The sequence below is a fragment of the Streptomyces sp. NPDC087845 genome, from assembly GCF_044742755.1.
Classification (GTDB): domain Bacteria; phylum Actinomycetota; class Actinomycetes; order Streptomycetales; family Streptomycetaceae; genus Streptomyces.
In genome coordinates, this window is the sequence record NZ_JBIUVC010000006.1 from 322,238 (window position 1) to 345,433 (window position 23,196).

23 protein-coding genes and 1 pseudogene are annotated in these 23,196 nt (G+C 72.6%); 14 read left to right on the forward strand and 10 right to left on the reverse strand.

All coding sequences use genetic code 11. The features are described from left to right. Nucleotides 1–163: 163 nt before the first annotated feature. The 3 genes from ACIOMQ_RS18215 to ACIOMQ_RS18225 all read right to left on the reverse strand — a co-directional run bounded on the left by ACIOMQ_RS18215 (nt 164) and on the right by ACIOMQ_RS18225 (nt 2,245). Nucleotides 164–265: a putative leader peptide gene (locus tag ACIOMQ_RS18215; protein WP_401268626.1), complete on the reverse strand. Its 102-nt coding sequence runs from the start codon at nt 263–265 to the stop codon at nt 164–166. 355 nt (nt 266–620) lie between these two features. Then, nucleotides 621–1,526 carry an RNA polymerase sigma factor SigF gene (locus ACIOMQ_RS18220; protein WP_401756527.1) on the reverse strand — a complete coding sequence of 302 codons (906 nt, stop codon included), beginning with the start codon at nt 1,524–1,526 and terminating at the stop codon, nt 621–623. Nucleotides 1,527–1,867: 341 nt separating this feature from the next. Then, complete coding sequence (locus ACIOMQ_RS18225; RefSeq protein WP_401268624.1) at nt 1,868–2,245, reverse strand: VOC family protein; 378 nt, start codon at nt 2,243–2,245, stop codon at nt 1,868–1,870. Between the two features lie 268 nt (nt 2,246–2,513). Here ACIOMQ_RS18225 and ACIOMQ_RS18230 point away from each other — a divergent pair, with 268 nt between their 5' ends. The 9 genes from ACIOMQ_RS18230 (at nt 2,514) to ACIOMQ_RS18270 (ending at nt 10,284) form a co-directional block, all read left to right on the forward strand. Beyond that, nucleotides 2,514–2,915, forward strand: a complete 402-nt coding sequence (locus ACIOMQ_RS18230; RefSeq protein WP_401756525.1) for a winged helix-turn-helix transcriptional regulator — start codon at nt 2,514–2,516, stop codon at nt 2,913–2,915. A gap of 149 nt (nt 2,916–3,064) precedes the next feature. Next, on the forward strand, nt 3,065–3,964 hold the full coding sequence (locus ACIOMQ_RS18235; protein ID WP_402189483.1) for a TIGR03619 family F420-dependent LLM class oxidoreductase: 900 nt from the start codon (nt 3,065–3,067) through the stop codon (nt 3,962–3,964). A 189-nt stretch (nt 3,965–4,153) separates the two neighbouring features. Next, nucleotides 4,154–5,074 (forward strand): NADP-dependent oxidoreductase, encoded by a 921-nt coding sequence (locus ACIOMQ_RS18240; RefSeq protein ID WP_402189486.1) that lies wholly within the window; start codon nt 4,154–4,156, stop codon nt 5,072–5,074. Further along, nucleotides 5,071–5,829 carry a GNAT family N-acetyltransferase gene (locus tag ACIOMQ_RS18245; RefSeq protein WP_362198587.1) on the forward strand — a complete coding sequence of 253 codons (759 nt, stop codon included), beginning with the start codon at nt 5,071–5,073 and terminating at the stop codon, nt 5,827–5,829. The genes ACIOMQ_RS18240 and ACIOMQ_RS18245 overlap by 4 nt, the downstream gene beginning before the upstream one ends. A gap of 178 nt (nt 5,830–6,007) precedes the next feature. Next, on the forward strand, nt 6,008–7,222 hold the full coding sequence (locus tag ACIOMQ_RS18250; RefSeq protein WP_401268616.1) for a PP2C family protein-serine/threonine phosphatase: 1,215 nt from the start codon (nt 6,008–6,010) through the stop codon (nt 7,220–7,222). Nucleotides 7,223–7,311: 89 nt separating this feature from the next. After that, nucleotides 7,312–7,983, forward strand: coding sequence for a TetR family transcriptional regulator (locus ACIOMQ_RS18255; RefSeq protein WP_401268613.1), 672 nt, complete (start codon nt 7,312–7,314; stop codon nt 7,981–7,983). Then, nucleotides 7,980–8,753, forward strand: a complete 774-nt coding sequence (locus ACIOMQ_RS18260; RefSeq protein ID WP_401756522.1) for an SDR family NAD(P)-dependent oxidoreductase — start codon at nt 7,980–7,982, stop codon at nt 8,751–8,753. Before ACIOMQ_RS18255 ends, ACIOMQ_RS18260 begins: the two co-directional genes overlap by 4 nt. A 56-nt stretch (nt 8,754–8,809) precedes the next feature. After that, on the forward strand, nt 8,810–9,850 hold the full coding sequence (locus tag ACIOMQ_RS18265) for an NAD(P)-dependent alcohol dehydrogenase (RefSeq protein WP_362198599.1): 1,041 nt from the start codon (nt 8,810–8,812) through the stop codon (nt 9,848–9,850). 113 nt (nt 9,851–9,963) lie between these two features. Next, complete coding sequence (locus ACIOMQ_RS18270) at nt 9,964–10,284, forward strand: DUF6191 domain-containing protein (RefSeq protein WP_362198602.1); 321 nt, start codon at nt 9,964–9,966, stop codon at nt 10,282–10,284. A gap of 195 nt (nt 10,285–10,479) precedes the next feature. Here ACIOMQ_RS18270 and ACIOMQ_RS18275 read toward each other — a convergent pair whose 3' ends face one another. Then, nucleotides 10,480–11,082, reverse strand: a complete 603-nt coding sequence (locus ACIOMQ_RS18275) for a phosphatase PAP2 family protein (RefSeq protein ID WP_362198605.1) — start codon at nt 11,080–11,082, stop codon at nt 10,480–10,482. Beyond that, a complete protein-coding gene (locus ACIOMQ_RS18280; RefSeq protein ID WP_401268605.1) occupies nt 11,082–11,750 on the reverse strand; it encodes a DedA family protein in 669 nt (222 codons plus the stop codon). The genes ACIOMQ_RS18275 and ACIOMQ_RS18280 overlap by 1 nt, the downstream gene beginning before the upstream one ends. Before the next feature lie 255 nt (nt 11,751–12,005). Between ACIOMQ_RS18280 and ACIOMQ_RS18285 the strand changes: the two genes are divergently transcribed. From ACIOMQ_RS18285 to ACIOMQ_RS18295, 3 genes are all read left to right on the forward strand, one after another. Beyond that, on the forward strand, nt 12,006–12,338 hold the full coding sequence (locus ACIOMQ_RS18285; protein ID WP_362199009.1) for a BlaI/MecI/CopY family transcriptional regulator: 333 nt from the start codon (nt 12,006–12,008) through the stop codon (nt 12,336–12,338). Further along, nucleotides 12,335–13,279, forward strand: coding sequence for a M56 family metallopeptidase (locus ACIOMQ_RS18290; protein WP_362198611.1), 945 nt, complete (start codon nt 12,335–12,337; stop codon nt 13,277–13,279). Before ACIOMQ_RS18285 ends, ACIOMQ_RS18290 begins: the two co-directional genes overlap by 4 nt. 131 nt (nt 13,280–13,410) lie before the next feature. Next, complete coding sequence (locus ACIOMQ_RS18295; protein ID WP_401268602.1) at nt 13,411–14,625, forward strand: cytochrome P450; 1,215 nt, start codon at nt 13,411–13,413, stop codon at nt 14,623–14,625. 360 nt (nt 14,626–14,985) lie between these two features. On the opposite strand, the gene ACIOMQ_RS18300 is transcribed toward ACIOMQ_RS18295, so the two are convergent. Further along, nucleotides 14,986–15,513 carry an NUDIX domain-containing protein gene (locus ACIOMQ_RS18300; RefSeq protein WP_401268600.1) on the reverse strand — a complete coding sequence of 176 codons (528 nt, stop codon included), beginning with the start codon at nt 15,511–15,513 and terminating at the stop codon, nt 14,986–14,988. 315 nt (nt 15,514–15,828) lie between these two features. Between ACIOMQ_RS18300 and ACIOMQ_RS18305 the strand changes: the two genes are divergently transcribed. Then, nucleotides 15,829–19,257: a phosphodiester glycosidase family protein gene (locus ACIOMQ_RS18305; protein ID WP_401940533.1), complete on the forward strand. Its 3,429-nt coding sequence runs from the start codon at nt 15,829–15,831 to the stop codon at nt 19,255–19,257. A gap of 299 nt (nt 19,258–19,556) precedes the next feature. Here the strand turns inward: ACIOMQ_RS18305 and ACIOMQ_RS18310 are convergent, their stop codons facing one another. From ACIOMQ_RS18310 to ACIOMQ_RS18325, 4 genes and pseudogenes are all read right to left on the reverse strand, one after another. After that, the gene (locus ACIOMQ_RS18310; protein ID WP_362198620.1) at nt 19,557–19,967 is read right to left on the reverse strand and encodes a PTS fructose transporter subunit IIA; all 411 of its coding nucleotides are present in this window, start codon (nt 19,965–19,967) and stop codon (nt 19,557–19,559) included. Beyond that, nucleotides 19,964–20,578: a dihydroxyacetone kinase subunit DhaL gene (gene dhaL, locus ACIOMQ_RS18315; RefSeq protein WP_362198623.1), complete on the reverse strand. Its 615-nt coding sequence runs from the start codon at nt 20,576–20,578 to the stop codon at nt 19,964–19,966. The genes ACIOMQ_RS18310 and dhaL overlap by 4 nt, the downstream gene beginning before the upstream one ends. 21 nt (nt 20,579–20,599) lie before the next feature. After that, complete coding sequence (gene dhaK, locus ACIOMQ_RS18320; protein WP_362199015.1) at nt 20,600–21,586, reverse strand: dihydroxyacetone kinase subunit DhaK; 987 nt, start codon at nt 21,584–21,586, stop codon at nt 20,600–20,602. Nucleotides 21,587–21,965: 379 nt separating this feature from the next. Next, nucleotides 21,966–22,163: pseudogene (locus ACIOMQ_RS18325) on the reverse strand (hypothetical protein); the annotation flags it as partial. A 102-nt stretch (nt 22,164–22,265) separates the two neighbouring features. Here ACIOMQ_RS18325 and ACIOMQ_RS18330 point away from each other — a divergent pair. Continuing rightward, the gene (locus ACIOMQ_RS18330) at nt 22,266–22,994 is read left to right on the forward strand and encodes a hypothetical protein (RefSeq protein ID WP_401268596.1); all 729 of its coding nucleotides are present in this window, start codon (nt 22,266–22,268) and stop codon (nt 22,992–22,994) included. Nucleotides 22,995–23,196 lie beyond the last annotated feature (202 nt).

Here is a 23,196-nt window from a genome sequence, read left to right on the forward strand (position 1 = left end):
GGCCGAACGCCTCGTGGCTCTTCCGGTCCAGGTGCTCGTGGCCGGAGAACCGGAGAAGGAGGACGGCCTCGCGCTCCGGGGCCGGGGCGTCCCGGAGCCGCCCCGGCGGGGAGAGGCGGATCGTCGGAGCGGTGGCGTCGGTGCGGCTCAGCTGCTCAGCTGCTCAGCGGAGCGGACCGCGGTGAAGGTCCCGGCGACACGCCGCGGACGAGAGGCGCCCCAGATCGACATGGCGCCGCGAGACGAGAACCGGAGTCGCGGGCATGGCGTGAGCGTGTCAGCGGCCCCGGCGGCCGTCAACCGCTCTTCCGGACGGCCGCACGGCGTTTCGTGACCGGTTCAGCCACCGGTCACGAGAGCGGCCGTGGCCCCTCCCTTCCGCTTCCGACCTGCGCGGACGCGTCTCCCGAGCAGCCGTGCGAGGAGCTGCGGGGACGGGCCGCCGAGCGGCCCGGTGAGGGCCCCCGATTTCATTCGACCGCAATGTACGCGCACGGGCGCCGGGTAGACCGCGACTCGGCCGGAGACCCGGTCCGGGGCGGAATCTCGGCCGGAGACCCGGTCTCGGACGGAGCTTCGGCCGGAGACCGGGTCTCAGGCGGAGATGTCGTCAGGGCTGGTCACTCCTCGACGAACATCCCGCTGCGGAGCTTCCGCAGGATCCTGCTGATCAGCCGCGACACATGCATCTGCGAGATGCCGAGCTCCGCGCCGATCTGCGACTGGGTCATCTCCTGGCCGAAACGCATGTCGATGATGCGACGCTCCCGGTCGTCGAGATCGCCCAGCAGCGGCGCGAGCGCGTGCAGATTCTCGACCGCCTCCATGGCGGGGTCCGGTTCGCCCAGGATGTCGGCGAAAGTGCGGCCCGGGGAGTTGCGCCGTCCCGCGCCCGCCGGATCGGCCGGCATGTCCAGTGAGCCAGCCGTGTACCCGTTGGCCGCCACGATGCCCTCCGTGACCTCGCCCTCGCTGATCCCCAGCTGTTCGGCGAGCTCCGGCACGGTGGGGTCGCGGTCGAGCGCCGTGGCCAGGGACTCCTTGGTCCGGGCGATGTCGACCCGCAACTCCTGGAGCCGGCGCGGGACGTGCACCGCCCAGCTGGTGTCGCGGAAGAACCGTTTGATCTCACCGGTGATGTAAGGGACCGCGAAGGAGGTGAACTCGACCTCGCGGGAGAGGTCGAACCGGTCGATGGCCTTGATCAGCCCGATGGTGCCGACCTGGACGATGTCCTCCGTGTCACCGCCGCCCCGGTTCCGGAACCGTCCCGCGGCGAACCGGACGAGGGAGAGGTTCATCTCAATGAGGGTGTTGCGCGCGTACTGATGGGCAGGAGTTCCCTCCTCCAGGACCTGGAGCCGGTCGAAGAACAGCCGGGACAGATCCCGCGCGTCCGCCGGAGCGACCTTCCCCGCGTCCTCGATCCATGGCAGGTCGCCGGTGTCGACCGGCACACCCGTCGGTGTCGCCCCTGCACTCTCCGCTCGCTCCGTACCGGCGGTCCGCGCAGTGTGCGCCGTCATCTCGTCACGCTCCCCTGGTCGTAGGTGAGGTGTAGGCGTCTGCCCCCGCAGGCGGAACCCATGCGGAAAGGCGGAAGTTGATCAGATCACACGGCATCAATGGCCGGGAATCGCTGTGATTCCCCGTCCTGCCGGTGCGGCCGGACGGCAGAACCGCCCCACCGGTACGGGGGAGCCCGGTGGGGCGGTCGCTTCCAGACTGCCACAGCCGACGGCGTATCGGGGACGACCGGCGTATATCCAGCGGTAGTTGAGTCGAAATCGACGGTGAACCGACCACGGACCGATGCCTGTCCGCCCCCTCGGGTACGGGACGTCGCTCCCCAATCACCGTACGGGCCTCACCCGGTGACGATCCGCCGGACCAGCTCGGGGGCCCACTCGACGTACTCGACCTCGGCCCCGCCCGCGTGCCGCGCGTACAGGAAGCGGCCCGTCCCACTCGTCGCCTCCGGGGTCGTGATCGTGGCCCCGTGAGCCGCGAGGCTGTCGACGAGTGCGTCGAGATCGGACACCACGACCGTGGCGGAGGCATGGGCGTACCGCGCCCGCCGCGCCGCGGGGCCGGCCACGACGAGGAAGTCGCCGATCGCGGCGAGCTCGATGTCCTCGAACGCGAAACGGAGTTCGGGTTCTGCGCCCACGAGATGGCGCAGGAGCGGCAGGGCGGCGTCCAGATCGTCGGCCCACAGGCGTGCGTACGTCTTGAGGATGGTCATGGAGGTCGGCCTCTCTCGGGCTCCGGGCAGGAGGGAGCTGTGGCGGAAGGGAGCGGGGCCCGGAATGGCGACTGCTCCCTTTCGGTTACCCAGGACCGTAGGAGAGCGGCCGGTGGACCGGAAGAAGGCACTTTTCGGAGAGAGAGGCACCTGGAAGTGACCGAGCAGGCCGACCGCGTACCGCCCGAGGCGGCGCGTACGACGGACTCCGAAGCGGCGCGTACGACGGAACCGGAGGCGGCGCGTACGACTGAATCGGAGGCGGCGGGTGCCCGCGGTCCCGGCGGGCGGAGAGCGGACCGGCGACGGGCCGGACGCCGCGCAGGTGGCGAGGGCACAGGCGCTGGCGCGCGAGATCTTCTCCGGGGTCGCTTCCAAAGGGGCGCTTCCACTGATCGACGTGCTGGCGGAGCGGACCCTGCGCTTCACCGAAATCCGCGGCGAAGTGCCGGACATCAGCCAGAAGATGCTGACCCAGACCCTGCGTGGGCTGGAGCGGGACGGCCTGGTGGAGCGGACGGTCCACGCCACTGTGCCGCCCCGCGTCGAGTACGCGCTCACGGCGGCCGGGCGGGCGCTGCGCTCCAGGGTGAACGGTCTGTGCGACTGGACCCGCCAGTACCTCCAGGACATCGAAGTCGCCCGCCACCGCCACGACGTGGCCGACTGATCGCCGGGTCGCCGTCGGGCCGACCCGGCGCGGAGGGGAGCCGGCAGCTGCCGCACTGCCCCCGTCTCCCGCCCTTGCCACTTCCCCGGCCTCCCCGCCGCGAGATCCACGCATGTCCGGGTTGTTAGGCTCCGCTGGTGAGATTCGGCGTGAACATACTCAATTTCGGTGTCGGTACCACCCCGGCAGGTCTTCTCCAACAGGCCATAGACGCACGTGAGTTGGGGTTCTCCTTCGCGATGATCTCCGACCACATCGCGGTCACCCCCGATGTGCACGAGACGTATCCGGCCCCGTTCTACGACCAGTTCGTGCTCGCCGCGCACATCGCGGGGCGGGTATCCGGCCTGACGCTGGGCACGACCGTCACCGTGATCCCGTACCGCCATCCGCTGCAGACGGCCCGGCTCGCCGCCAATGTCGACAACCTGAACGCCGACGGGTTCATCCTCGGCGCGGGGATCGGCTGGTCCGGGGCCGAGTACGACGCGCTGGGCGTGCCCTTCGCCGAGCGCGGGCGCATCACCGACGAGTACCTGGCCGCGATCCGGGCCGCCTGGGCCGAGGATCCCGCGACGTTCCGGGGCGACTACGTCTCCTACGAAGGCGTACGGACCGCGCCCGCGCCGGCGTCCACTCCCTGTCTGCCGGTCTGGGTCGGTGGCAACTCGGCCGCCGCTCAGCGCCGCGCCGCCCGGCTCGGCGAGGGCTGGCACCCGTACCGGCTGCCGCTGGAGGCGATCAGGGCCGGGCTGCCGGTGATCACCGAGGAGGCCGAACGGGTCCACCGCCCCGTCCCCGCGCTCGTGCCGCGGCTGCAGATCCGTGTCACCGACGCCCTCCTCGGCAGTGAACGCCCGGCCGGACACGGCACGGTCGACCGGATCCGGGCCGATCTGGCGGAACTCGGCGAGCTGGGCGCCACCCATGTGCTGCTCGACGTGAACCCGGACACGCCGGCCGAGCGCGGCACCGCGGGCGACGACCGGCGGCTTCTCGAACTCCTGGTGAACGAGGTCGTGGACCCGGTCACGGGCGGAGTCCGCTGAACCACCGCGCAGAGGCCGCGGGAAACATGGCGTCGGTCGTCGCGTCGATCATTGCGGCCCGATGAACACCGCGCCGGTCCGGGAATACGCGCGCGGGGAGGGGCCTTCCCGCTGTTGTGGCGAGCGGTGACCGGGCCGGACCCGGGTGCCGTGAACGGTCGCCGCCATGGAACAGGAGAGAGGGAGCTCATGCCCAAGGCGTACGTGTTCACCCGCAACGGCGGGCCGGAGGTGGAGGCCCTCGTCGAACAGGACGTGCCGGCGCCCGGCCCCGGCGAGCTGCTCGTCGCCGTCCGGGCGGCAGGGGTCAACCCGGTCGACTGGAAGCTGCGGACGGGGTACATCAGGCCCGGCAGTGAGCCGCAGCCGTTCCCCACCGTCTTCGGCAGCGAGGCCGCCGGAGTCGTCGAGGGCGTGGGTCCGGGCGTCGAGGGTTTCGCGGTCGGGGACGAGGTCTTCGGCAATCCGGTGACCGGCGGGTACGCCGAGTACACGCTGCTTCCCGTCGCCGTGACCGCACACAAGCCGGCCGGTCTGTCGTTCACCGACGCGGCCGTGCTGCCGGTCGCGGTGGCGACCGCGTACGACGGCGTGCACCAGCTCGGTCTCGCGCCCGGCTCGACCCTGCTGATCACCGGGGCCGGCGGTGGTGTCGGAACGGCCGCGGTCCAGCTCGCCCGCCACGCCGGAGTCCAAGTCGTCGGCGTCGCGAGCGCGGCCAAGAAGGACCTCGTCGAATCGCTCGGCGCGGTGCACGTCGCATCCGGATCCGGCCTGGCCGACCGGGTGCGGGCGGCGGCACCCGACGGCATAGACGCGATCTTCGACCTGGTCGGTGGCGACACCCTCAGGAGCGTGGCCCCGCTGCTCTCGGACCGGGCGGCGCTGATCAGCGCCGGGGGCAAGCCACTGGCGGTGGAGCTCGGCGGGGCGGCCGTCGCCCGCGCCCGCACCGCGGCGGTGCTCGACGAGGTGGCGGACCTCGTCGTCGCCGGAGCCCTGCGGACGCATGTGACCGCCGCCTTCCCGCTCTCCGGGGCGGGAGAGGCACTGCGCTCCGTGGAGAGCGGACACGCGCGCGGGAAGACCGTGATCGAGGTGACCGCGTGAGCGTGCCACATGGCGCTGCCGGTGACGCGCATCCGCTGGACAACCCGGTCCGCGCCGCGCTGACCGGCCCGCACGCCCACTTCGCCGAGCGCCTCGGTCGCGTCCTGCGCTACCCGGCGGACGTGACCCCCTGGGTCGCGGTCCCGGACGCGCCCGAGGCCGCGGACTGGGCCGACGCGGCGGCCCTCGCCGGACCCGGTGGCGCCGTCACCATCACCGCGTTCCGCGAGCCGCCGCCGGACGGCTGGGAGATCACCTTCCACGCCGAAGGTGTCCAGCTCGTCGACGCCGGGATCGCGGCGGCTCCGTTTCCGCAGGCCGTACGGCTCGGACCCGCCGATGTGCCCGAGATGCTCGATCTGGTCGCCCGCACCCGGCCGGGTCCGTTCCTGCCCCGTACGGTCGAGCTCGGCACCTACCTCGGCGTCCGGCGTGAAGGGGTGCTCGTCGCGATGGCGGGCGAGCGTCTGCACCCGCCCGGCTGGAGCGAGATCAGCGGCGTCTGCACGGACGAGTCCGTGCGCGGTCAGGGGCTCGGCACCGGACTCGTCCTCGCCGTCGCCCACGAGATCAGGGAGCGCGGCGAAACGCCGTTCCTGCATGCTGCCGCCGCCAACACCAACGCCGTCCGGCTCTACGAATCGCTGGGATTCGTGCTCCGCCGCCGGACGTCCTTCCTCTCGGCCCTCGTGCCGGAACGCCCGCCGACCCACCTGCCGGGGCCCGGCGGCGTCCGTACGGCAGCCGCGCGCTGACCCGCGGCACAGGACTTTCGGCCCGTGACCTGCGGGCCGAAGGTCGCCGGCCGCCTCCCGTCGCGGGACCTTCGGCGAACTCCAAGAGGCCGTAAGCCTCGTGCGCCGACCCCCGTGATCCCGATGGACTGGGAACGAGCGCCGGCGCGAGGCCGGCAGACACCGGGAGGAACGGGCCGTGACGATCGGGCGCCGGCACAGGACGGCGACGCGAGGAGCGACACTCCCGGCCACGGACGCGGGGGAGGCGGCCGTCTTCGCGCCCCGGGTCGGGAACGGCGCACTGTTCGGCGGGCTGGCGCTGCTGACCGCCCTGGTCGGCGCCCTCGACATCCGGACCGGCGACGAGATGCACCTCGTACCCCTGATGGTGGTCGTGCCCGCGCTCGTCTCGGTCTTCGGAACGATCCGGCAGACCGTGGGCGTGGCCTCCTGGGTCATGACCGTCGTCGTCTGCTCACGGCTGATGTCCGGGGGAACCTTCTGGGACGTCACCAGCAGCGTCGCCTTCACCGTGCTGGCCTGCTTCCTGGGGGTCGGTTCCTGCGCCCTGCGGCTCCGTCACGCCGCCGAGATAGCCAGGCTGCGCTCCGCCGCGGTCGCGCTCCAGCGGCAGATCCTGCGTCCGCTGCCGATCCTGACCGACCAGCTCCTCACCCACGGCATCTATACGCCGATCGAGGAGGACCGCCTGGTCGGCGGTGACATCTACGAGGTCGTCCAGTCGCCCTACGGAACCCGGGTGATCATCGGGGACGTCCAGGGCAAGGGGCTCGCCGCGATCGGGGCGGGCTTCGCCGTGCTCGGCGCGTTCCGGGAAGCGGCCATTCGCGAGCCCACCCTGACCGGTGTGGTCGACGCGCTGGAGGACGCGGTCGCCCGGCACAACATCTTCTCCGCCCAGACCGGGGAGATCGAACGCTTCGTCACCGCCCTGGTGCTCGGCTTCGACGGGGAGGACCGGGTGGAAGCCGTCAACTGCGGTCATCTGCCGCCCCGGCTGCTGCACGACGGCGTGGCGCACGCGGTTCCGCTGCACCGCACCTCCGTTCCGCTGGGCATGGCGGAGCTCAGCGGGGAGGCGCGGGTCGCGGAACGGCTGGACTTCCCCCCGGGTGCCACGCTCCTGCTCTGCACCGACGGAGTCACCGAGGCCCGCGACGCATCGGGCGCCTTCTACCCGCTCGACGCCCGGCTGGGCCGATGGGCGCAGCGGGGGCCGCGCGAGGTGCTGGACGCACTCCACGCCGATCTGGAGTCATTCTCCGGAGGCGTGCGACGCGATGACATCGCTGCGCTCGCCCTGCGCCGGGCACCGGCCGGGAGCCGCTCCCGGCCCCTTCCGGCCGACCACGGCGCCCGTCGGTCCGCAGCGGCCTTCAGCCACCGGTAGAGAGCCAGGGGAGGGCGCTCGCCATGCTGATCCAATGTCCCGTCGAGACTTCTGTCGCGATGGGACATTTTTGGGTGTACGGTGCAGTTATGAATCCGGAACGGAAGAGCCCGGAGCGGCGGAGCCGCAAGGCCCGCAGGACCCGGGACACACTGGCGCAGGCCGCGTTCGAGCTCGTACTCGACCGGGGCCTGAAGAATGTGACGGTCGAGGAGATCGCGGAACGCGCGGACGTCGACCGGCGGACCTTCAGCCGGTACTTCACCAGCAAGGAAGACGCCGTCCTGGACTCGATCCGGGGCGACGGCGGCCGGATCAACGACGCCCTGCGCGCACGCCCCGCCGACGAGCCCCCGCTCACCGCCTACCGGCACGCCGTCCTCGACTGGCTCGGCGATCCCGGCGCGCAAGCCTGGCACCGCCGCGCCCGGATCTTCGACCTGCTGGTCCTCGCCGAGCAGGAACCGACCCTCTACGCCGCCTTCCACCACATCCGGGTGGACGCGCAGGAGGACTCGATCGTCATCGTCGCGGACCGGCTCGGAGTCGACCCGCGGCTGGACATCCGCCCCGCCGTCACGGTCGCAGCGGGCGCCGGGGCCCTCCTCGCCGCCCAGGCCGCCTGGGTACGCGGCGGACAACCGGCCGACCTGCCCCAACTGGTCGGGCAGGCCTTCGACGCCCTCTCCGGAGAACTGCTCGCGCAGCTTCCCGCCGGGCCGGCGCCGCACAGCACCACGGAAGGAAACGAACCATCATGAGCAGCCCCCTCATCCCCGCCGACCAGGAGTTCGCCGACAGGACCGCCCTCGTCACCGGCGGCGCGTCCGGCATCGGACTGGCCCTGGCCCACCGGCTGGCCGCAGGCGGCGCGTCCGTCGTCGTCGCCGACTACGACGGGGCCGGCGCCCGCAAGGCGGCCGCCGCACTGGAGAGCGCCGGCGCCAAGGCCGCCGCGGTCGCCATGGACGTGACCGACCCCGCATCCGTCGAAGCGGGCGTGCGCTTCACCGTCGAGACCTTCGGCGCCCTGCACCTCGCCGTCAACAACGCGGGCATCGGCGGTCCGAGCAGCCCCACCGGTGAGTACGCGGTCGAGGACTGGAACCGGGTCGTCGCCACCAACCTCAGCGGTGTCTTCTACTCGATGCGCTACGAACTCCCCGCGATCGTCGCGGCGGGCGGTGGCGCCGTCGTCAACATGTCGTCGATCCTCGGCACCAACGGTTTCGCCGGATCGCCCGCCTACGTGGCCGCCAAGCACGGTGTCGTCGGCCTCACCAAGACGGCCGCCCTCGAATACGCGGCACAGAACGTCCGGGTCAACGCCGTCGGCCCCGGCTTCATCGACACGCCGCTGCTGCGCAACACGGACGCCTCGGCCCGCGACCACCTGATCTCGCTGCACCCGGCCGGACGCCTCGGCACGGCGGAGGAAGTCGCCGAACTCGCCGCCTTCCTGCTCTCCGACCGCGCCTCCTTCATCCACGGCAGCTACCACCTGGTGGACGGCGGCTACTCCGCCTCCTGAGCGGCGGACGGGGGGAACGGGGGCGAAGTGAAAGAACAAAGAGTGAGGAGAACCCCATGAAGGCCGTTCAGTACCGCACCGCCGGCGCGGCACCCGAGGTCGTCACCGTGCCCGACCCGGAGCCCGGCCCCGGCCAGGTGCTGCTGAAGGTCACCGCCGCCGGTGTCTGCCACTCCGACATCGCCGTGATGAGCCGGCCCGCGGAGCAGATACCCTTCCCGCTTCCGCTCACCCTCGGCCACGAGGGCGTCGGCACCGTCGCCGCGCTCGGCGACGGGGTGAGCGGTCTCCCGATCGGCGAGCCCGTCGCTGTCTACGGACCCTGGGGCTGCGGTACGTGCGTCAAGTGCGCCGAGGGCAAGGAGAACTACTGCCTGCGCGCCAAGGAGCTCGGCATCGCCCCGCCCGGACTGGGCTCGCCCGGCGCCATGGCCGAGTACATGATCGTCGACGACCCCCGCCACCTGGTACCGCTCGGCGGCCTCGACCCGGTCCAGGCCGTACCGCTCACCGACGCGGGCCTGACTCCGTACCACGCGATCAAGCGGTCCCTGCCCAAGCTGGTGCCCGGTGCCACCGCCGTCGTCATCGGCGCCGGCGGCCTCGGTCATGTCGCGATCCAGCTGCTGCGCACCATGACGGCCGTCCGGGTCGTCGCCCTGGACGTCGCCGAGGACAAGCTCGCCCTGGCCCGTGCCGTCGGCGCCCATGAGACCGTGCTCTCCGACGAGCACGCCGCGGCGAAGGTCCGGGAGCTGACCGGCGGTGTCGGCGCGCAGGTCGTCCTCGACTTCGTCGGAGCACCTCCGACGGTCGTCACGGCCGGGGCCGCGGCCGCCGTCGACTCGGATGTCACGATCGTCGGCCTCGGCGGCGGTGCGCTGCCGGTGGGCTTCGGCTCCCTGCCGTACAACACGACGGTGAGCTCACCGTACTGGGGTTCGCGCTCCGAGCTCGCCGAGGTGCTCGACCTGGCCCGCGCCGGATCGGTCGAGGTCCACGTCGAGACCTACACGCTGGACGAGGCGCCGCTGGCGTACGAGCGGCTGCACCACGGCAAGATCAACGGCCGCGCGGTCATCCTTCCCAACGGCTGACCGTCCGGGACCTGACCCGTCGGGAACGTGCGGGCCGTCGCGCAGTGCGACGGCCCGCACGGTCATCCTCACGACCGATGCGCGGCGCACCGCACACCGGTAAGACTGCGCAGATGGAATTCGTCGCTCTGATGACGCTGCCCGGACTGGTGATCGGGCTGACCGCCGTGGCCTTTCTCGATCAACTGATGCTGCGCGCAGGACGGGCGGGACTGCTGCCGTGGCGCAACAGCGCCCGCCAGGGCCAGGTCTCGGCGACGGGGTTCGAGCAATTGCACGCGACCTTCTCGCCCGGCAAGCAGAGCGAACTCAAGGAGCGCCGGAGCGCCCTGCTGCTGCGCGACGACGAGGAGGACGGCGCCCCGCCCCACCGGTCCACCGTCGACCTCGACGGCGGCCTCGCCGTCATCCGCGTGCCCGGGCACAAGGCCTGACACACAGGCGCAGGGCCTGACGCGGAGCGGCCGCGGTTGCGGCGCCGAGTCCGCAGTGGGCGGGTGCCCCCGCTCAGCCGGTGATCGCCGCCCCGTGTCCGGGGACACTTCGCTGCGGCCATCCGGTGGGGTGTCCGGGGCGGTGGACACGGCGGCGCGTGGACCCGGCGCGTGTCACCGGCCGAGCGGCGCCGGTCACCGTGTCGCCACCAGGGGACGCAGCGGGCTTTCGCGCAGCCGGACCACCACCGGGACGCAGCGTCGCGCCGCGATCGTCAACGGCCAGGCGACGAATGCGCCCACGACCAGCCCGATCAGCACATCGTGCGGGTAGTGCACACCGATCCACACCCGCGAGGCCGCCATCAGCAGAGCGGCGGGTACGGCGATCGCCCCGAGCCTGCGGTCGGTCAGCCAGACCGCCATCGCCGCGGCCGCCGCGATGGCGGCATGGTTGCTGGGGAAGGACCAGTCGCCGAGCGCGGGACACGCCTCCACCGTCACGACATGCAGGGTCTGGCACGGCCGCTGTTCATGGAAGGCGGATTTCACCATGTCGTTGACGATGTACGCGGCCACCACGACGAGCGGGGTGCAGAGCGCCATGGCGGTACGGGCGGGACCCGCGGAGCGGGAGCGCCACCAGGACACGAGCATCAGCAGTGCGAACAGGGCCAGGCCGTAGTCGGACCAGAGGCGGACGGCGGAGTCCAGAGCGGCGGGGGAGCGCTGGGCCAGCTCGGTGATCCAGGTGTACAGGCCGCCGTCGATCGAGGTGGCGGTGGAGGCGAGAGGCATCAGCTGTTGTCTCCTTCGGCGGTGCGTCGGCCGCGGGCGCGGAGCAGCTCGGCGGCGAGCGGGACGAGGGAGACCGCGACCACCACGGCGACGATCGGCAGCAGGTAGCGGTCGACGTTCGGCACCGAGGAACCCAGCGTGTAACCGGCGAGGACCAGCCCCACGGTCCAGACCGCCCCGCCGACGACCTGCCACAGCGTGAACAGCCCGGCGGGGACGTCGAGCGCTCCGGCCAGCGGGTTGAGCACCGTGCGTACGACGGGTACGAAGCGGGCCAGCACGATCGCCCGCGCATGACCGTATCGGGCGAGCAGCTCCTCGGCGCGGGCGGCGCCCTCGCGCAGCCGTCCGGCGCGGCGGCGGGCGAGCAGGGCCCGGCCGCCGCGGCGGCCGATCCAGTAGCCCGCCTGCGCACCGAGCAGCGCACCGGCCACCGCCGCGATCAGCACCTGGGGCAACGACAGCTCGACCGGCCCGTGGGCGCCCGGCACGCAGAGAAGCCCCGCCGTGAACAGCAGGGAGTCGCCGGGCAGGAAGAAGCCGACGAGCAGTCCCGTCTCGGCGAAGAGCACGACGGCGATGCCGAGCGCACCGAACGCCCCCAGCAGCGAACCGGCGTCCAGCAGGTTCACCGCCTGGGGCGCGGCCGCCAGTGAGAATACGGACACAGTGGAGGGTCTCCCATAATGGTGAGCGGGCGGCCTCGTGGAACGCCCGGACTGACTACAGTGATGTAGACGGTCTACATCACTGTAGACGCCCGAAGGGGGAGGAGAGTTCCCATGTCCCAGGTGAAGGGGATATCGAGCGGAGAACCCGACCCCCGCACGTACGGCGAACCGGCCTCCCGGCCGGCACCCGAAGCCGTTCCGGAGCGGCCGTCGCCGCTCCGCCCCGCATCGGACCGGCGCCCGTCCGGCGAGCTGGAGTCCATCGTCCTGGCGGCCCTGTGGGCGGCCGAAGGGCCCCTCACGCCCGGCCAGGTGCAGCAGGCGATCGGGACGGCACTCGCCCGGACCACCGTCACGACGATCCTGTCGCGGCTCCACGACAAGGGTACGGTCACCCGCACCCGGGCCGGCCGCGGATTCGCGTACACCCCCACCGAGGACGCCCCCGGGCTGACCGCCCGCCGGATGCACAGCGAACTGCGGAAGGAAGAGGACCGCGGCACAGTGCTGGCACGCTTCGTGTCACAGCTCACGGACGAGGACGAGCAACTGCTCCGGGACCTGCTCGACGGAGAAGCCCGATGATCTACGCCGTGTGGGTTCCGCTGCTGATGCCCTTCGTCGCGGTACCCGCGGCCCGCCGCCTGGCGGATGCCCTGTCGCCGGTGCGTGCCGCTCGGCTGCTCGCCTCGACTGGCCTCGGCCTCGCCCTGTGCAGCCTCCTCGCCCTGGCCCTGCTGGTGGTGCCCGGCGCGACGCGGTTCCCCGCCGTCTCCGCACTCGGTGAACTCGTCAGACCGCTCTCCGACGCCGTTCCCGCCGTCGCCGTACCCCTCGCGGCCGCCGCCCTGGCCCTCCTCGCCGGCTGCGCCGCCGCAGTGGCCCGCGCCGCCCACCGCCACTGGGCGGAGCTGCACCGGTCCGCGCGACCGCCCGCGTACGCAGCAGACGAGCTGACCGTCCTGCGCGACAGCCGCCCCGACGCGTACGCGCTGCCCGGCCGCCCCGGCACACCCGGTCGGATCGTCGTCACCACGGGAATGCTGCGCGCCCTCGACGCCGCCGAACGCGACGCCCTGCTGGCACACGAACGCGCCCATCTCAGCGGCCGGCACCACCTCTTCATCGCCGCCGCCGAAATGGCGGCACTCTGTCACCCCGCACTGCGTTCCCTGCGCGCCCCGATGGGCTACGCCCTGGAGCGCTGCGCCGACGAGGCGGCCGCCTCCGCCGTCGGCGACCGGCGGATCGCCGCCCGCGCCATCGGCCGCGCCGCCCTCGCCGCGCGCGCCGCGGAAGGCACCCCGCAGCCCCGCCCCCGGACGGCGCTCGCCGCGGCGGCCGGCCCCGTACCGCGTCGCGTCGCCGCACTGCTGGGCCGGAGCTCGCCACGGCCCCGCGTCGGCAGGGCGGCCGCCGCGGCGCTGCTGGCCTGCCTGGTCGTCTCCGGGGCCGCCGCGCTCGACGCGACGAGCGATCTGCACAGCAGCATCGAGGCAGCTCAGGGCGAGGGCGCGCAGCACTGACCGTTCCGACTCCTTCGAGCTCCTTCGAACCGTTGCGCGTCCTTTCGCGCTCCGCCGCGCTACCCCGAACATGAACTCCTGTACTGCCGAGGCCCGTTCGGGGTGTGCCGTGGCGCAGACAGGAGATCTCCATGGAGCAGCAGCCGATCGTCATCGACCCCGCGGGGCGCGACATCCACGGCGAGGCGGAATCGCTCCGTCCCCACGGCTCGGTCGCCCCGGTCGAACTCCCCGGCGGAATCAGGGCATGGGCGCCCACCGGGCACGAGGTGCTCAAGCGACTCCTCGCCGACGACCGGGTGTCCAAGGACCCGAACCAGCACTGGCCGGCCTGGAGGGACGGCCGGTTCAGGGAGAGCTGGATCAACACCTGGGTGGGTGCGACCAACATGTTCACCGCGTACGGCACGGACCACCGCCGGTTGCGCAAGCTCGTCTCGCCCGCCTTCACGAAACGGCGGACGGACGCACTCCGGCCCCGGATCGAAGAGATCACCGCGACGCTGCTCGACCGGATGGCCGCCTCTCCCGACGGCCGGGCCGACCTGCGAGCCGCCTTCGCCCACCCGCTGCCGATGGCAGTCATCTGCGAACTCTTCGGCGTCCCCGAGGACCGGCGGACCGACAGCGCTCGGATCGTCAGCGCGTTCTTCGACACCACCGCGACGGCGGTACAGGCCCTCGCCACGCTGAAGGAGGCCCACGAACTCCTCGCCGGTCTGGTCGCCGCCAAGCGTGAGCAGCCCGCCGACGACCTCACCAGCGTGCTGATCGCCGCCCGCGACGAGGAAGGCTCCAGCCTCACCGAGACCGAACTCGTCGGCACCCTCCTCCTGGTCCTCAGCGCGGGCCACGAGACCACCGTCAACCTGATCGGCAACGCCGTCCATGCCCTGCTCACCCACCCCGGACAGCTCGCCCTGGTGCGCGACGGCGCGGTCCCCTGGAGCGAGGTCGTCGAGGAGACCCTCCGCTGGGCCCCACCGATCGCCAACCTGCCGCTGCGCTACGCCGTCGAGGACATCGAACTCCCCGACGGCGTCACCCTCGCACGCGGCGACGCCATCCTCGCCACCTACGCCGCGGCCGGCCGGGACCCCCGGCGGCACGGCGCGGACGCGGACGTCTTCGACCTCTTCCGTGCCGACAAGGAGCACCTCTCCTTCGGCCACGGCGTCCACTTCTGCATCGGCGCGCCGCTGGCCCGGCTGGAGGCATCGATCGCCCTGCCCGCCCTGTTCGCCCGCTTCCCCGGTCTGCGCCCGGACGACGCGTCGGAACCGGCCGATCCCCTGGATTCCTTCATCGCGTGCGGCTTCGGCGCCTTCCCGGTGCGCCTCGTCTGATCCGGCCGCGGAGACGGCCGGAAAACCCACGAGCCGCCGCGCGACAGCGGCTGCACTCGAACCCATGGGTTCGTACTGCTACTTCGCTGATTCCCGGCATGGACGCCGCCGCGCGACGCCGAGCGTCACCGGGTGACCCGAGGGCCACCCCTGCGCGCCGCGTCCTTCCGCCCGTCCGGCAGCCCCGCCCCGCAGCGCACCGCCATGCGCCGCCGAGGCATGTCACCTCGGGGAAAGCACCCTGCCGGCGGCCTTCGCCGCAGGGTGGCACCGCGCGTTCCACAACCGTCGGCGGTGCGGGGTGACCCCCGGTCCGTCCGCAACCGCCGGCGGCCGGGGAAGCGAGGGCGAACAGCCCGCTCAGGGCCCGTCCTGAGCGGGCGTCACCCGTCCGTCCCGTACGTGATCCCGCAGCCGGTCGAGGAAGACCCGCTGCCCCGCGACGAGCCGCTCCGCCGCTTCCAGGGGCGTGCACCAGGCGAACCGGTCGACCTCGGGAAACTCCCGCAGCACCCCGGATCCCCTCGGCCACTCCATGGTGAACGTCCCCGGAACGGCCGTCGCGGCATCGAGATCCGCCTCCATCGCCCACACCGTCACGGTCTTCCCGCCGGACTGACGGGCCTCACCCAGCGCCACCCACTCACCGTCCGGCACCGGACGGCCGAACTCCTCCCCGAACTCACGGCGGGCCGCGGCCGCGGGCTCCTCGTCGGGACCGTACTCACCCTTGGGGATCGACCACGCCGCGCTCTCGCGGCCCGCCCAGAACGGGCCGCCCATGTGTCCGATGAGCACTTCGAAGCAGGCGCCGCCGTCCGCGCCCCGGGCGAGCCTGCGGAACAGGAGGAGACCCGCACTGCGCGTGGCGCGCTTCTGGGATGACATGCCCTCAATTCTGCGGGCCGGTACCGCACGCCGTCACGGACGACACCTCTGCCCCGTTGATCATTTCCGTCATCGAGCCGACTCGCGCTGTTTCCCGTGAGGTTCCCGATGCCCCCTGGTGCGTGGCTGTGCGCGCGGCCATGCTGTCCGCCGACAGCGCTCTCAGCCCGCGGGCCGGGCCGGGCAACCATCGGTACTCCAGGAGGATTCGTGGCCCTTGGCACAGTCGGCAGGACGGCCGGAACGCCCGCGAGGGCGGCGCGAGGGTACGCAGCGGTGGCGCGACCGCTCGTACTGCTCGCGACGGTGTCCGCGATGACGGTCGGCGCGATCTCGCCCGCGCTCGCCGATTCGACCCCCGACCCCCGTCCCCGTACCTCCGCCGAAGTCCTGAGACCGGTCGCCCCGCCACCCGCGAGCAACCCGGCAGGGGAGCCCCGGTCCATCGCGGACGGCGACGGCATCGAGACCGCACGCACCTCCCGACCGATCGCCCCGGGCATCCGCCTCGACTCGTACGACCGGCTCGAATCCGCCGCATGGCTGCGGGTCGACTCCCTCTCCGTCGACCTCGCCGGCAGCGGCGTACACGCCGACTACCTCTCCTCCGGCAAGGTCTCCGAACGGCACACGGTTTCCGAACTGGCCGCCGGACATGACGCGGGCCGCGGCCGCCGCACCGTCGCCGCGATCAACGCCGACTTCTTCGACATCAACCAGACCGGTGCGCCGGAGGGGATCGGCATCAAGGACGGAGCCACCGTCCAGTCGCCCGCCCCGGGAATCAACCGGGCTGTCGGCATCGGCCCCGGCAGCGCGGGCCGCATACTCGACCTCTACTTCGAGGGGACGCTCACCCTGCCCGCCGGGCAGCGGCCGCTCGACGCGTACAACGCCGCCAACGTGCCGGCCGGGGGAGTCGGCGCGTACACCTCCGCGTGGGGAACCGCCGACCGCGCCCTGACCGTGGACGACGCGACCCCCGTCGCCGAAGCGGTCGTACGGGATGGCAAGGTCGTCTCCGTCTCGCACGCCCCCGGAACCGGAGCCGTCCCCGACGACACCACCGTCCTGGTCGGCCGCGAGACCGGAGCCGCCGCACTCGACGCCCTGAAGCCCGGCGACCCGGTGTCCCTGACCTACCGGGCACGCACCGACAGCGGAGCCGTGCCGCGCACCGCGGTCGGTGGCCGCGAACTCCTCGTCGTCGACGGAGTCGCACAGAACCACGACGGGGAGGGCAACAACACCGCCGCGCCCCGTACCGCCGTCGGCTTCTCCAGAGACGGCCGGACCATGCAGATCCTCACCGTCGACGGGCGGCAGGCAGACAGCGGCGGCGTCACCCTCACCGAACTCGGGCTGATGATGCGCCGCGCCGGCTCGTACAGCGCACTCAACCTGGACGGCGGCGGCTCGTCGACCCTCGTCGCGCGCGAGCCCGGCAGTGACGCGCTCCGAGTGGAGAACAGCCCTTCCGACGGCAGCGAACGCACCGTACCCAACGGCCTCGCCCTCACCGCCCCGGACGGCAGCGGCCGGCTCAAGGGCTTCTGGGTCCAGACCCGTACCCCCGCCGGTTCCGCACCGGGCGTCGACCCCGTCAAGGGCGGCCACCCCGACCGCGTCTTCCCCGGACTCACCCGGCGCCTCACCGCGACCGGATACGACGAGACGTACGGCCCCGCCGACGGCAACCCGCGCTGGCAGACGGCGCGGGGCTCCATCGGCGCCGTCGACAGCAGCGGTCTCTTCACCGCGCGCAGCAGTGGCACCACCGAGGTACGCGCCGCACACGGCCCGGCCCGCGGCAGCACCTCCCTGACCGTCCTCGACAAGCTGGCCCGGATCGAGCCGACGACCCGGCGCGTGGGCCTCGCCGACGCCGGGGCCACCGGCACGTTCGGCATCGTGGGACTCGACGCCCACGGCACCAGCGCCCCCGTCGAACCGCGCGACGTCGCCCTCGACTACGACCGCGCCCTCTTCGACATCCGCGACGACGGCCAGGGCTCCTTCACCGTCTCCTCACGCACCGGCGGCGGCGCCGGACAGATCAGGGCGACCGTCGCGGGCACCACCACCGTCCTCGCCGTCAGCGTCGGCCTGACCGAGCAGGCCGTCTCCTCCTTCGACGACGCAGGATCCTGGAAGTTCAGCCAGGCCCGGGCGAGCGGGTCGCTCGCCGCCACGCCCGACGGCCGCACCGGCACCGGTCTGCGGCTCACCTACGACTTCACCCAGTCCACCGCGACCCGCGCCGCCTACGCGGCCCCGCCCCAGCCGGTCACCGTGTCCGGCCAGCCCCAGTCGTTCAAGCTGTGGATCAAGGGCGACGGCAGGGGCGCCTGGCCGACCCTGCACCTCAAGGACGCCGCGGGCTCCGACCAACTGCTGCGCGGACCGTACGTCACCTGGACCGGCTGGCGGCAGATCACCTTCGCCGTCCCGCCGGGAGCCGCCATGCCGCTCTCCGTGTCCCGCTTCTACCTCGCGGAGACCGCGGCCGCCAAGCAGTACACCGGTGAGATCGTCATCGACGAACTCACCGCCCAGGTGCCGCCCACCGTCGACCTTCCCGAACAGGCGTCCCCCGCCGACCCGTTGATCGATCCGGCCGCCGTGACCGGGCGCAGGGACTGGCAGTTCGCGGTGATGTCCGATGCCCAGTTCGTCGCCCGGGACCCGGACAGCGACATCGTCACCCAGGCACGGCGCACCCTGCGCGAGATCAAGGCGGCCCACCCGGACTTCCTCGTGATCAACGGCGATCTCGTCGACGAGGGCTCGCCCGCCGACCTGGCCTTCGCCCACCGGATCCTCACCGAGGAGCTCGGCGACTCGCTGCCCTGGTACTACGTACCGGGCAACCACGAGGTGATGGGCGGAAAGATCGACAACTTCGTCACCGAGTTCGGGCCCGCCCAGCGGACGTTCGACCACAAGGGCACCCGCTTCGTCACGCTCGACACCTCCAGCCTCAGCCTGCGTGGCGGGGGCTTCGCCCAGATCGCGCAGCTCCGCGCCCAGCTGGACGCGGCGGCGAAGGACCGGACCGTCGAATCGGTCATGCTGATCGAGCACGTGCCGCCGCGCGACCCGACCGTTCAGAAGGGCAGCCAGCTCGGCGACCGCAAGGAGGCGGCCCTCGTCGAACAGTGGCTCGCCGACTTCCGCCGTACGACGGGCAAGGGCGCGGCGTTCATCGGCAGCCATGTCGGGGTCTTCCACGCCTCGCACGTCGACGGGGTTCCCTACCTGATCAACGGCAACTCCGGCAAGGCGCCGGCCGGACCGGCGGACGAGGGCGGCTTCACCGGCTGGTCGCTGGTCGGCGCCGACCACATCACCTCCGGTGAACAGGCCGCCGCGCGGCAGCGGCCGTGGCGGGGCGGGCCCGACTGGGTCTCCGTGCAGACCCGTGCGCATGTCGACGCCCTGGAGATCGAGGCGCCCCCGGTACTGGGCACCGGCAGTCGTACGCGGGTCACCGCGACGGTCACCCAGGGCGCCCGCAGCGTTCCGGTCGGCTTCCCGCTGGCCGCCGACTGGACCGGATCACCGAACGTCCACATCGGCGACCGGGACGGCGCCCGCCACCGCCACACGGCGGTCCTCGATCCGTCGACCGGCACCCTCACCGCGCTTCGGCCGGGCACGATCACCCTCGCAGTGACGGTCAACGGCACGACGCAGAGGGCCCGGATCAGGATCGAGGCGGCCGGGACCGCGTCGGCGGCCTGACGGGTCGAGAGCCGGTCGGGCGGTTCGCGGCTTGACGGGCCGAGGCCGGTCCGGCGGTTCGCGGTACGGCGTGCCGAAGGCGTGTCCGACGGTTCGCGGCGCGATCGGCCGGGGGCCGCTGGGAGGGATGAGGGCCGGGCAGGTGTACTGCCGGACTGGCCGAAGCCCGTCCGGCGGCTCGCGGCGCGACCGGCCCGGGGCCGCTCGGAGGAATCGCGGCCGGACAGGCAAGAGACGGCCCCGCACCCGCCGGACACCGGGTGCGGGGCCGCCGCACGGGCAGCGGGAATTCCGCCTGCCTACACCTTGCGGTACCCGTACGCCTCCGACGCCGCGGCCTCCACCGCCGCGATGTCGCCACCCGCCGACGCGGTGACCACGGCGGCCACCGCACCCTCCAGGAACGGCGCGTCCACCAGCCGCGAGCCGTCCGGCAGTTCGTCGCCCTCGGCCAGCATCGTCTTGACCGTGAGCACCGCGCTGCCCAGATCGACCAGTAACGCCACCCCCGCGCCGCTGTCCACCGATCTGGCGGCCTCGGCGATCAGCTCCGCACTGGTCCCGAGCCCACCCGCCGGCGTACCACCGGCCGCGGCGACCGGGGCCGTCGATCCACCGGCGGCGAGGCCCCTGGCCAGCTCGGCGACGGACTCGGCCACCGGGCCGCTGTGCGAGACCAGCACGATCCCGACCTGCTTCCCGCCGCTCATGCCTCACCCCCACGCGTACCGCCGGTCTCGGCCAGCGTGGCGATCAGCAGGGCGGAGGACGTCGCCCCCGGATCCTGGTGTCCGATACTGCGCTCACCCAGATAGCTCGCCCTGCCCTTGCGGGCCTGCATCGGTACCGTCGCCAGGGCTCCCGCCTCCGCCGCTTTCCGGGCCGCCCCGAACGACGTCCCGAGCGCCTCGGCGGCCGGCAGCAGCGCGTCGAGCATGGTCTTGTCCCCGGCCTGCGCCCCGCCGAGTTGGGCCACGGCCGCGACGCCCACCCCGAGCGCCTCCGCCAACTGCTGCGGTGTCACGGCGGGCGCGTCGCCCAGAGCCTTTCCCGTACGCCGCAGCAGCGTCCCGTACAACGGTCCCGAAGCCCCGCCGACCTTCGAGATCAACTGTCGTCCGGCGAGGATCAGCACGGCACCCGGGGTCTGCGGCAGTTCCCTGCCCAGGACTTCGGTCACCGCGGCGAACCCGCGCTGCATGTTGCTGCCGTGATCGGCGTCCCCGATCGCCGAGTCGAGCTCGGTGAGGTGGTCCGCCTCGCGATCCACGGCAGCCGCGGCGGCGGTCATCCAACGGTGGAAGAATTCGGCGTCGAGCACATGATCTCCTTGTCGGGCGGGTCAACGGCCCCAGCGCAGCGCCGGTGTCTCCACCGGCGCGTCCCAGAGGCGCAGCAACTCCTCGTCCACCTGGCAGAGCGTCACCGAACAGCCCGCCATGTCGAGCGAGGTCACATAGTTCCCCACGAGCGTACGAGCCGTCACGACCCCCCGCTCGGACAGCACTCGCTGCACTTCGGCATTGAACCCGTACAGCTCCAGCAGCGGGGTCGCGCCCATCCCGTTCACCAGCACGATCACGGGTCCGCTCGGCCGGAGGTCCTCCAGCACCGCGTCCACCGCGAAGTCCGCGATCTCCCCCGACGTCATCATCGGGCGCCGCTCCCGGCCGGGTTCGCCATGGATCCCGATGCCCAGCTCCAGTTCGCCCGGCGGCAGATCGAAGGTGGGGGACCCCTTGGCGGGTGTGGTGACGGCGCTGAGCGCCACCCCGAAACTCCGCGACGCCTCGTTCACCCGCCGGGCGACGGCCGCCACCTGCTCCAGCGGCGCACCTTCGTCGGCAGCCGCACCGGCGATCTTCTCGACGAGCAGGGTCGCGCCCGTGCCCCGCCGCCCCGCTGTGAACAGACTGTCGGTCACTGCCACGTCGTCGTTGACGAGCACCTGGATGACCTGAATCCCCTCGTCCTCGGCGAGCTCGGCGGCCATCTCGAAGTTCAGCACGTCACCGGTGTAGTTCTTGACGACGAACAGCACCCCCGCCCCACTGTCCACCGCCGCGGCGGCCCGCACCATCTGATCCGGTACCGGGGAGGTGAACACCTCTCCCGGACACGCCGCGGACAGCATCCCGGGTCCGACGAACCCGGCGTGCAACGGCTCGTGCCCGGATCCGCCCCCGGAGACCAGCGCCACCTTCCCGGCCGCGGGTGCGTCGCGCCGTACGACGACACGATTCTCGACATCCACGGTGAGCTCGGGATGGGCGGCGGCCATACCGCGCAGCGCGTCCGCGACAACGGTTTCGGGGACGTTGATCAGCATCCTCACGTGTACCTCCTGGTGAGACGGGCGATGGAACCGGCGGCCTGCGTTTTCCTGGTCGGGACGGATACGCGTGATGGTCGGTCTCGGCCGGACGGCGAAGACGGCGCCGGGCGGCGGGCCCGATGCCGTGCTACGCAGCCCGGCGGTCCGATGCTGACACAACGTCGGCCTCTTCGACCGATTGTCATACCAATTGTGGGCGTGCTCCAAGGGGAGGCACCGGAGTGACTCCGGCGGTCGAGCACTCCGGAGTGCCGCGTCAGCGACCGGACTCGGTGGTCCACCGCGGGGCCACAGGCCGAGGGGACCGGCCGGGTTCCTTCGGGTGACCTCGGAAAGGGCATGTGCGGCCGTGGTCGCCGGGGGCTGCCTCGCGTGGTTCGGCGGCTTGCGGCGGGTTGAGCGGGATCGGCGAGAACGCTTCCGGGAGCCGGGCGGCCGGCTCGCTCCGCTCCTCGCCGACCAGGCGTGCCCCGAGTAGTGCCACGACCACACGAGCGGCCCGTTCCGCTTCCGGCGCCGTGGGACAGGCACCGCGCTCCTGGAAGGTCACCGCCAGGACGAGTTGGGGCATTCTCGGCATTCTCTTCGACTCGGTTGTAATATGTCGTCCAAAGGATGACAAATGCGATGTCATGCGAACGATGACGTGCATTTCGCCCGAGAGGGTTGTGTCGTGACCGAAGTCGATGACGTGCACGCCACCGCGGAGAGCACCGGCACCGGCGGTGTACCGGCGTCGCTCCCCGCCGCCACCACCGCGCTGAGCAGGGTCGACGCGGTCGTGCGGCAGGCCTGCACCCCCGACGGCACGGAGCTCGCGGGCGCCGTTCCCGAGCTGGGAGAGGCGCTGGACGCCCTCCTTCTGCTGCGGGACGTACGCCGACGGCTCGCGGCCTGGGAGCCGTCCCTCATCGAGCTCGCCCGCGAGGCCGGAGCCAGCTGGGCCGAGATCGCCCACCCGCTCGGCGTCACCAGCCGCCAGGCCGCTGAACGCCGCTACCTGCGCCTGCGCACCGGTCCGCTGGGCACCACCGGCGAACAGCGGGTACAGGCCATCCGCGACCACCGGGCCGCGAACCGCACGATCGACGTCTGGGCGCGGGACAACGCGGCGGACCTGCGCCGGCTCGCCGGCCGGATCACCTCCCTCACCGGCCTTCCCGCGCGGTCCCGTGCAGCTGTCGACGAGCTCAACGAGGCCCTCGGCGCCGACGACCCCGCCCGCCTCATCGGGCCGCTCTCCGAAGCGCGCCCCCATCTGGAGGACCGCCGCGACCTCGCCGACCGCGTCGACCGCGTCGTTCAGCAGGTCGAGGACCTGCGCAGGCACAGCGCCAGGCAGCGGCGCGGCGGGAGCACGCCCGAGGAACGGCCGGGCCCGGGGACCACCCGGCGGCCGTGAGTCCACGGGGTCGGCGTGCCCGGTCACGCGGCTGTGGTGAGCCCATGGGTCCGGTGCGCGGCCAGGTGGCCGTGGTGAGCCCGCAGGGCCGCCCCGCGACGCCCATGCGACGGTCGACGCCCCATGCGACGGTCGACGGCCGGTGGGACGGGCGACGGCCCCCTCGCTCATCGGAACGGCTGAGCGTCACCTCCGCGCCACG